The organism is Candidatus Hodarchaeum mangrovi, assembly GCF_975850365.1.
Map to the genome: position 1 here is coordinate 1 of NZ_CDLCQJ010000075.1, position 8,771 is coordinate 8,771.

The 8,771-nt window shown below is 32.2% G+C and carries 9 protein-coding genes; 3 read left to right on the plus strand and 6 right to left on the minus strand.

What is annotated here, in order from left to right:
* Window positions 1-573: hypothetical protein (locus ACWVCY_RS07590; protein ID WP_455141706.1), on the plus strand; the 573-nt coding region annotated here is incomplete at its 5' end.
* A 6-nt stretch (window positions 574-579) separates the two neighbouring features.
* Here the strand turns inward: ACWVCY_RS07590 and ACWVCY_RS07595 are convergent.
* The 3 genes from ACWVCY_RS07595 to ACWVCY_RS07605 form a co-directional block, all read right to left on the minus strand.
* The gene (locus ACWVCY_RS07595) at window positions 580-1,944 is read right to left on the minus strand and encodes a RuBisCO large subunit C-terminal-like domain-containing protein (RefSeq protein ID WP_455141708.1); all 1,365 of its coding nucleotides are present in this window, start codon (window positions 1,942-1,944) and stop codon (window positions 580-582) included.
* 222 nt (window positions 1,945-2,166) lie between these two features.
* Entirely contained in the window at window positions 2,167-2,307 is a 141-nt protein-coding gene (locus ACWVCY_RS07600; protein WP_455141710.1) for a hypothetical protein, read from the minus strand.
* 157 nt (window positions 2,308-2,464) lie between these two features.
* The gene (locus ACWVCY_RS07605) at window positions 2,465-3,049 is read right to left on the minus strand and encodes a hypothetical protein (protein ID WP_455141712.1); all 585 of its coding nucleotides are present in this window, start codon (window positions 3,047-3,049) and stop codon (window positions 2,465-2,467) included.
* A 216-nt stretch (window positions 3,050-3,265) separates the two neighbouring features.
* Here ACWVCY_RS07605 and ACWVCY_RS07610 point away from each other — a divergent pair, with 216 nt between their 5' ends.
* Both ACWVCY_RS07610 and ACWVCY_RS07615 read left to right on the plus strand, forming a co-directional pair.
* Window positions 3,266-3,955: an ABC transporter ATP-binding protein gene (locus ACWVCY_RS07610; RefSeq protein ID WP_455141714.1), complete on the plus strand. Its 690-nt coding sequence runs from the start codon at window positions 3,266-3,268 to the stop codon at window positions 3,953-3,955.
* Between the two features lie 3 nt (window positions 3,956-3,958).
* Window positions 3,959-6,376 (plus strand): ABC transporter permease, encoded by a 2,418-nt coding sequence (locus tag ACWVCY_RS07615; protein ID WP_455141716.1) that lies wholly within the window; start codon window positions 3,959-3,961, stop codon window positions 6,374-6,376.
* 271 nt (window positions 6,377-6,647) lie between these two features.
* Here the strand turns inward: ACWVCY_RS07615 and ACWVCY_RS07620 are convergent, their stop codons facing one another.
* The 3 genes from ACWVCY_RS07620 to ACWVCY_RS07630 form a co-directional block, all read right to left on the minus strand.
* The gene (locus tag ACWVCY_RS07620; protein WP_455141718.1) at window positions 6,648-7,637 is read right to left on the minus strand and encodes an anion permease; all 990 of its coding nucleotides are present in this window, start codon (window positions 7,635-7,637) and stop codon (window positions 6,648-6,650) included.
* An 11-nt stretch (window positions 7,638-7,648) separates the two neighbouring features.
* Window positions 7,649-8,302 (minus strand): DUF47 family protein, encoded by a 654-nt coding sequence (locus ACWVCY_RS07625; protein WP_455141720.1) that lies wholly within the window; start codon window positions 8,300-8,302, stop codon window positions 7,649-7,651.
* Window positions 8,303-8,450: 148 nt separating this feature from the next.
* Window positions 8,451-8,771 (minus strand): hypothetical protein (locus ACWVCY_RS07630; protein WP_455141722.1); only part of this gene is annotated, 321 nt, incomplete at its 5' end.

Below are 8,771 nucleotides of genomic sequence, written 5' to 3' on the forward strand. Positions count from 1 at the left end.
CTGTATGTTGGAATTTTATTTATTTTAATTATTAATCTTTCAGGAATAATTAGTCAAGGAGTAAATGATACTGTTTTTGAACTTGAAGTAATCGGAGCCAGATGGGCAGCATTTGGTGGACCATGTCCTCCGAATCAAAGTCTAACCGAACCGTGTACTTGGGATGCAGGTTACTATTCTGAATTATATTTTCGATTGATTTATAATGGGAATGTAACATGTAATATAACTAGTCTCAAGGTGTGGCAAGAATTAAATGTAAAAAATGTTGTATATAATCATACAGGACCTATAAACATACCATCACCCCCTTATAGTTTAAAAAAAGGATATTTTTATGAGTTCAAAGTTGAAGGAGGATTTTATTCACAGTATTTTGGCAATATTACATTGGAAATAAAGACATTAGAAATAGGAACCTTTATTGTTTCTACTTGGTATAATGAACATTCTGTTTTATCCTTAATTACCAGTTGGGAAGCAAGAACTCCAATTGAGGAAGTAAAATTTTCAACTGGAATTTTAATAATTAGTATTATCCTATATGTATTAAAAAGAAAAAAAAGAGAATAAAAAAAATTATGGATAGTTAGGAAGGTATTTTAATCCACTTTGACCCCACGAGTTAAGAGCTGCATTTAATTCAGGATATTCAGATTCATGTTCATCAACAAAATCTTCTAGATCCTCACTAGCCTCATCTAGATGGCTGACACCTATATCAATAATTTGTCGGAAAGCTTTAGTCCCTGCATAAGTCCCTTTTGGGTGACTATGGATTGCAGAGCCCGCTCCAATCATAATATCTGTACCGAGGTCTTTAATTAATTTTAAAACAATTCCTGGAGTTACTCCTCCAGCGGGCATAGGTAAGGTGGGTTTTAGATGCCAAAAAGGATAACGTAAGACAGTAGCACAGGCAAAATAACGATCACGAAGAAAAGGAGCTTTCCCATAAACTCCAGGATAAACAAGGATGTCTAATCCTGCCATTCGTGCGAATTTTCCCATAATTAAATTCGAAGAGATTCCTGACACTTCTGATTCATAAAATACTCCTGCATGATCCATATGACCTAAAACTGGTAATTTAATACTAGGATCTTCAGTAACCGTTCTAACTGCAGCTAATCCTGCTGTCAAGTAATTAATCATTAGTCCATTTGTACCATATGAAATTGCTTTCTCTGCATGATCGATCATCTTTGTAGGTTCATCAGTGATATTAACTAAATAAATTGTATCTTCACCAGTTTCCTCTTTAGCTTTATCCACTTGTTCCATATTTTTTGTTATTCGTTCTTCTAGTGGTAAATATTTGATATTACCTGCCAAACTTTCATTGTCCTTAATAAAATCAGCTCCTCCTCTCGCAGCTTCATAAAATGTCTTAATTCCGTCTTCTATTGTGTATGCGTGATTTATATTGGTTAACATTGGTCGTTCTGGAATTTTTAATTGTTTTCTTAATCCTTGAATCCCAAATTTTGGTCCCTTGAAATTTTGAAGAAATTCAGAAGGAAATTGTACATCTAGGAGCTTAACTTTTCCCCCTAAGGATATATTACCTGCTAATGTTGTTAATAACAAGGGAAATTGAGGTTCTAGTCCTTCAATTGGATATGCGATCTGAATAATGTATTGACGTTCCTTCAAGTCTGGTGGAACACTGATTTCAAAAGGAGGAGTACTATAAAGCCCAATAACTTTTCCCGCAAATTTTTTAAGTATATCTTTTGGATCCGAAGTGACAGGTAAAAAGGATCCAATCGTTTGTTCTTTTACCATTACCCTCCCGATATAATAAGGATCTAAATTACCCGCTAAACAAATATAATAAGTACCTATGACATATTTTTCAGGTTCGATTGATTCATGGATTCCTTCAAGATAATGTCCCCATTGTTGTTCTGCATAATCATCAAATTTATTCACTTTTGGCATTTGGGTGATCTCCCAGTATATTTATGAAAATCTTACAAAAAAAGGAATGGTATTTCAGACCTATATTACTTTTTGGAATGTCTTAATTTTGATAGAAGAGGTCAATTTTATAATAAATATCCTTTTACTATTCTTAAATTTCTTTTCTGCCAACAGGACATCTATGATTACTTTTTGAGAAAATAAAAAAAATAAAAGGAAGAGAAAAAAGGGTAAATTAATTTATAAAGCCTTTTTCTGTGTATAGTGATTCTTTCCGATTAGATGCCAAAGAAATGCTCCTATTGGTCCTAAAAAAACAAGAATGATGACCCAAACTACTCTATCCTCCTCCATATAAGGAGTATTAAGGTAGTTTACCAAGGCGACAAACCAGAAAAGAAATAATCCAAATCCAATAATTAGTGTAATTGGTATTATGGGAAAAAAAACATTAAATCATCTACTTGATGAAACATAAGAAATCATCATAAATCCCTAGATTGTCCCCTTTTTAAAGCTTAATAATGTAGGCTATAAACTAGGAAAATTGGTCTGAAATACAGTCGTAACAAAAGGTAATTTTAGCTTTATCAGATCTGATAATAATTTTTGCACACTCAGTACAATAAAGTTTCAAGCATTTTGAACATTTCATTATTCCCAAGGCATTTTTACAGCGTTGGCAGAAATTATCGGAAGAATGGCCACCTAATTTTATTGCAAGGGATTCTAAAATTTTTTTAATTGTATGAGGATTTTTAATTTCACTAGACCCAATCCAAAATCGTTCTGTGAGATTAAGAAAATCATTTTCTATTAATTCTGAAGGAAGGAAGTCTTGAAGCCTTGTAGTCTCAAGAAGATCAAGGTTAATCTTCCATGTAGCTTTTGGATAGACAAAAACATATTTACGGCCTTTAATTTTAATCTCTAACAACCCAATAAATCCAGCTTCTTCCAGCGTTGCTAAATGGAAATCAAGTCCTGCTCTTTGAAGTTTAAAATGAGTAATTAAATTATTCTTGATTAAGAATTTTTCCTCTATTATATAGTCTAATATTTCAAGTCTTATTTTATTAGAAATCGCTTTAAGTATTGTTTCAATAGAAGCCTCAGATTTCATTCTAATACACATTTATTTAAAACTAAAAATTCAGATAATTTAATGAATTTCAACTTTAAACACTTTTTTATTAAGTATTTGATCAGGTAAAAAAAAATTTACGCTTAAGTGTTCACGACCGTATACTTTTATTTAACTGCTATTTTAATGAACTGAAAATTCTTTTTATCGTCAAACCTTATATGTCCTTATATCAAGAGTCAAATAGTGATAAATTTGAGTAAACCAATGGTTGTAATTGATTCGCTTGTTAAAGATTATCAAAGTGGTGTAATAACTGTCCATGCTTTAAATGACGTGAATCTTGAGATTAAAAAAGGAGAATTTGTAGTGATTCTTGGTCCCAGTGGGTCTGGTAAAACCACACTTCTCAATCTAATTGGTGGGATAGATATGCATACCAGTGGATCAATTAAAGTCAATACTCATGAAATCACTAAGTTTACAGAAAAAAAACTTACTGAATTTCGGAAAAAAGATGTTGGATTCATTTTTCAATTCTACAACTTAATTCCAACCCTTACAGCAGTTGAAAATGTAGAATTAGCCGCCCAGCTGAATTTTTCTCGTCGTATAGCCTATGAAAAATCCATGAAAATGTTAGAGACTGTTAGAATAATAGATAAAGCCAACAATTTTCCATCACAGCTTTCAGGAGGAGAGCAACAACGAGTTGCTATTGCACGAGCTTTAGTTAAAGAACCCAAAATTGTTCTAGCTGATGAGCCAACAGGGAATCTCGATACAGAGACAGGAGAACATATATTGAAAGAAATGTTAAGGATCTGTAAGGAGAAAGAAACAACATTCTTAATTGTCACACATAATGTTGCAATTTCAAAACTTGCCGATTATATTGTTTATTTAAAAGACGGACAGATTTTTGGAACATCGAAAGGAGAATAAATATTGCTATTTTTCAAAAAAATTGCTAGAGATCTTACAAGGAATAAAGCACGTTCTTTACCTATTATTATTCTAATATTAATTAGTCAAGCTGCTAGTATTCTTTACATAGAAATAGGGGTTCTGATGGATGTTAGCTGGCAACAATATTTCCAAGAAAGTAAAGTAGGAGATGTTTGGATTGACACTGTCCCTTTATCTTCAGCTTCATTTAATGCATCAGTTATATCTGAATGGCAAAGGAAATATTTAATAACAACAATTCAACCACGTTTGTTTTTCAAAGGTCAAATAATAGTAGAAAGTGAAAAGATATCTGTTGAGGTTATCTCTTTACCTAGAAATAACTCGAATTCAATCAATAGAATTATAACAAAAGATGGGAGCTATTTTACGGATTATTCTGAGCTTGCAGCAGGAGTTTATATTGAACAATCTTATTTAGAGTTCTATCATCTTGAGGAAGGAAATGAAATTGCTCTATCAATTGACTTCGGAACTGAATCAAAAAATCTAAATCTTACAATACTAGGGGGAGCTTATAGTCCTGAATATCCAATGAAAGCAGGTGAGGGAGTATCTCAACAACAATTTGAATTTTCGGCCACATTTGCTCAATATTTAACAATGAGTATCTTTGTAAGGACAGATTATCTTCAACAAGAATTATTTCAAGGACAGGAAATCTATAATCAGATTTGTATTTCTCTTTCAACTAAAAGTGAAATCGATTCTTTCCTCCATTATTTACAATCAGATGAATCACCTTTAAGCATATATACCATTAATGTAAGGAAATATCCTGCTTTAATGGAAGATATGGCATTTATTATGATCTGGGTTGGATTTGGAGTTGCATTTTTCTTTCTTTTAATCTCTATGTTTCTGACCTATACGGTTGTGAATCGGTTTATTGATGAACAGAAATCCCAAATTGGAGTCATGAAATCATTAGGTTATTCAAACAGATATCTTTTAACGCAAAATCTTTTTTATGGTATTATTTTGGGGATTCTAGGATCAATTCTCGGGAACTTTATTGGTGGAGGTATCGGAATAGTAATTGCGGACCTTGCGTTAAATTCTTGGCTTTCATTCCCTTATATTGTAATCGTTTTACCAATAACACAATTTCTCTTATTATTGGGAATTACGGTCATAATTTCAACATTTGCATGTTACATCTCAGCACGACGAATCTTAAAAATCTCCCCACGGGCTGCTATCCAACCAATTATACATGAAAGAAAGATAACCACCTTTATATTAGAAGATATTTTCCAAAAATTTGTCTTTCGTCTGTCAGCTCCTATCAAATATTCTATTCGAAATGTATTTGTCAATCCTAAACGAACCTTAACCACAATTCTATCACTTCTGCTCGCTATAGCACTGGTTGGAGGTGTATTAACAATTATTGTAAGTGTTTTTGAGGGAGGATCCTTAATGTTTGAGTCTGAAAGATGGGATGCTCAAATCACCCTAACATACGTTGAACCATTTTCAGAAATTGAATCGAATATTTTGACTAAAATTGCAAACCAAGGATCAATCACTCTAGAACCTATGTTAACAGATTTCGCTAAAATAAGTGATCCTTTAGAGAATTCTAATATTTGGACAAAAATCACTTTTATGGCGTTAGCATTAAATCAAAGTTTAAAAGTCCTTTCAACAAGTTTTGCAAACAATATTTCGGCGATAGTATCCCCAGACCTTGCTAAATCATTTAACCTAGAAGCTGGAAATCAATATTCATTACTAGGAAGAAATGGAACTGAATCAAATGTTAATATTCAGTCAATTCTCCCACAACACCATGTTTCAAGCTTCTATATCCCTCTTTCTTTAGGAAATTATTTATCCTTTGGAAATAACACTACTCAGATGATTAACGGGATTCTTCTTGGTGGATTGACCTCTAAAGATGATATCGAATCATTAAAAGAAGATTATTCCTTAATCCTAAAATCAGATCTAATTAAGCAAACGGAGTCGTGGTATTCATTGATGAGTTCTATCATCTTTGTTATCCTCTTTCTAGTTCTTATAATAGCTGGAATGATTATCTACTCGATAATGTCAATTGATATTGCCGAACGAAAGGATGATCTAGCTATTATGAGAGCGATAGGTATTCATAATAGAAATATTTATCTTTGGGGAGTTTTAGAGGTATTAATTTATACAATTTTATCGAGTGTAGGATATTTTATTGGATTCTTTATCGCAGTATGGTATATGGACATTTTACAGCAATTAATGCAGCAACCACAAGGAACTTTTAATTTTTCATTGGCACATTACATCTTTTCTTTGAGCTTTGGCTTTATAGCTGCAATATTGGGTCAATTTTTTGCACTACGATATGTTCTAAAGCAAAAAATTGCTCTTGTTACAAAAGAGAAAATGTTTGGGTAGGTTCTTTTTACAATATAAAATTAAATAAGATGAATTGAAATCCAATGCACAAAAAAGTAATGGTAATAATAAAGTCCTTTATACACCTTTTAATTATTTGATCGATAAAAGTTTCTGTTCCACAAAGCTTTAATCACCAGGATTAGACCATTCAAATAATTATATACCATTTAGAAGATAAAAATATCATCTATCCTCCGTGTAATTGATGACTTTATAATTTATAGAATATTATTGCAAATAAATAGAATCATAAATTAAAGGTACTTTTTTAAAATAATAGTTTAACAATAAGGAAAATTACTCCGGAAAAGATTGCAGATGCAGGAGTCGTTAAAATCCAACTCCACCCAATCTCTTTTAGTGAATCAGTATCGATTTTCTCTTTATTTACAAAACCTACACCAATAAAAGCTGCTACTAAGATATGCGATCCACTCAAAGGCATTCCTAGCAAAGTACCTACGAACATTATGATTGACACCGAAACACTTGCTGCTAGGGCAGAAGTGGCTGATAGAGCTACTATATCCTGAGAAAGTTTTTTAGTAACTCGTCTTCCAAGTATGATAACCCCAAGACACATTCCGAGACCACCGGCAAGAAGTGCTAAGAATGGATCAGCCAAAATCTCTGGAATGGCCATCAAAGGCCCAATTGCTTTAGCAACATCATTACCACTTCGAGAAAAAACTGAAATGAGGAGAAAGAATGCTAAAGCATATGATGCTATCCTTTCCTGGCGCTCATAATCACTATATCCTGTACGTTTGAGTGATTGTTGTAATTTAATGATTAAAAAATAGGATCCGTATCCACCAACTAAACCTATTAATGGACTGATGATCCAGCTAAATACAACTATTATCAAAGTGTCTAATCGTACCGCGGATAAACCCCACTCTATCAATACTATCCCTAACACACTTCCAACGACAGATTGAGTTGTAGAAATTGGGATACCTTTCAAGGAAACAATAAATAACCAGATCGCCATTGAAATTAAAATAATAAAGACCATAGGAAGCGTTAGAGTTTCAGTGGCAAAATTATTTCCAACCGTTTTAGAAACTTGTTTTCCAAGAAAAAAAACGCCAATAAAATTAAAAATTCCCCCAAGGATCACTGCTGATCCAAGTGTTAACAAACCTGCTCCTACAGCAGGAGTCATAGTTTCATCATTTGCTCCTATGGTAAAAGCAACAAAAAACCCGATTCCTAGAGCTAAAGCTAAAATTAAAGGATCAGTCAGGTTTGTCACCAAAATTAGCGTTAACTGTGTTTAGCAATTAAAACTTTCAAATAATCAATGGCTTCCTCTGCTCTTATACTAATTCGTGTGGTGTCGTTTAATAAACGTTCAGTCCCTCTCTCATATTTATCATTAAGAACTTGCTCTTGAATAATATAATACAGATCTCTAACTTCATCTCGTTGTTCCTCTACCTTCATTGCTTTCTTAGCTGCTTTTTCAAAATCATCAAAAAATTCTTCATGTGCTTCGACATAATTTTCGATAAGATCCTCTGTTATTTTTAATATCTGATCAAATTCAGGTGGAAAATAGGAACTATCCAGTTTTTTAAGGCATAATGTACGAACTGCTCGCTCTATACAATCTAATATATAATCCGCATTAAACATTAAATTATAGCGTTCTTCTGTGATTTGTGGTAAATAGGCTTTTTTCCGGAAAATACTCTCGAAGAAGACGTCTTTAACTTTATCAGCATCTCTTTCTAGATTAATTATTTCATCTCGTAATTTATAGCCTTTTTCATAATCTCCTTCTCTCCAAGCTTCAATTGCTTTAACATAAGTTTCATATGCGACTTCTATTGACTTTACTAGTTCAAGAAATAGTTCAGTTCCTTTTTTATGAATATCCTTCTCTCTTAGAATTTTAGAAAAATAATCTCCAGGCATTTCCTTCACCAAAAACTTCAAAGAATATTTATAGAAAAAAGTTATTTATATTTACTGGAAGAAATGGTACAAGATCTAGTTATTTATAATTTGATTGTAAATTTACACAAAGAAAATTCAGAATCTAGTTGTTACTATAATATTTTAATTAATCTTTTGGTTTTTCGGTCCCATTTTGCCAATTTTCAATGACTTGATTTGCTTCCTTGATATAATCGATATAGGAATGTGATAATGATTCCGAAAATCCAATTAATTCACAATTGAGGCATTTGGAATAGGGTAATAATCTTGGAAAAAAAGATGGGACTTTTACCATTTTACAATCTTGGATTTTTTCTACCTTATTAATAAATGTCTCAACTGAAACATTTTCAAACTCTAACAAATTTATTTGTTCAAAGGAAATTTTTGAGGAAATATCTTGTAAATTCTGTTCAGTAATACGTAGATTGTCTTGAAATGCAAC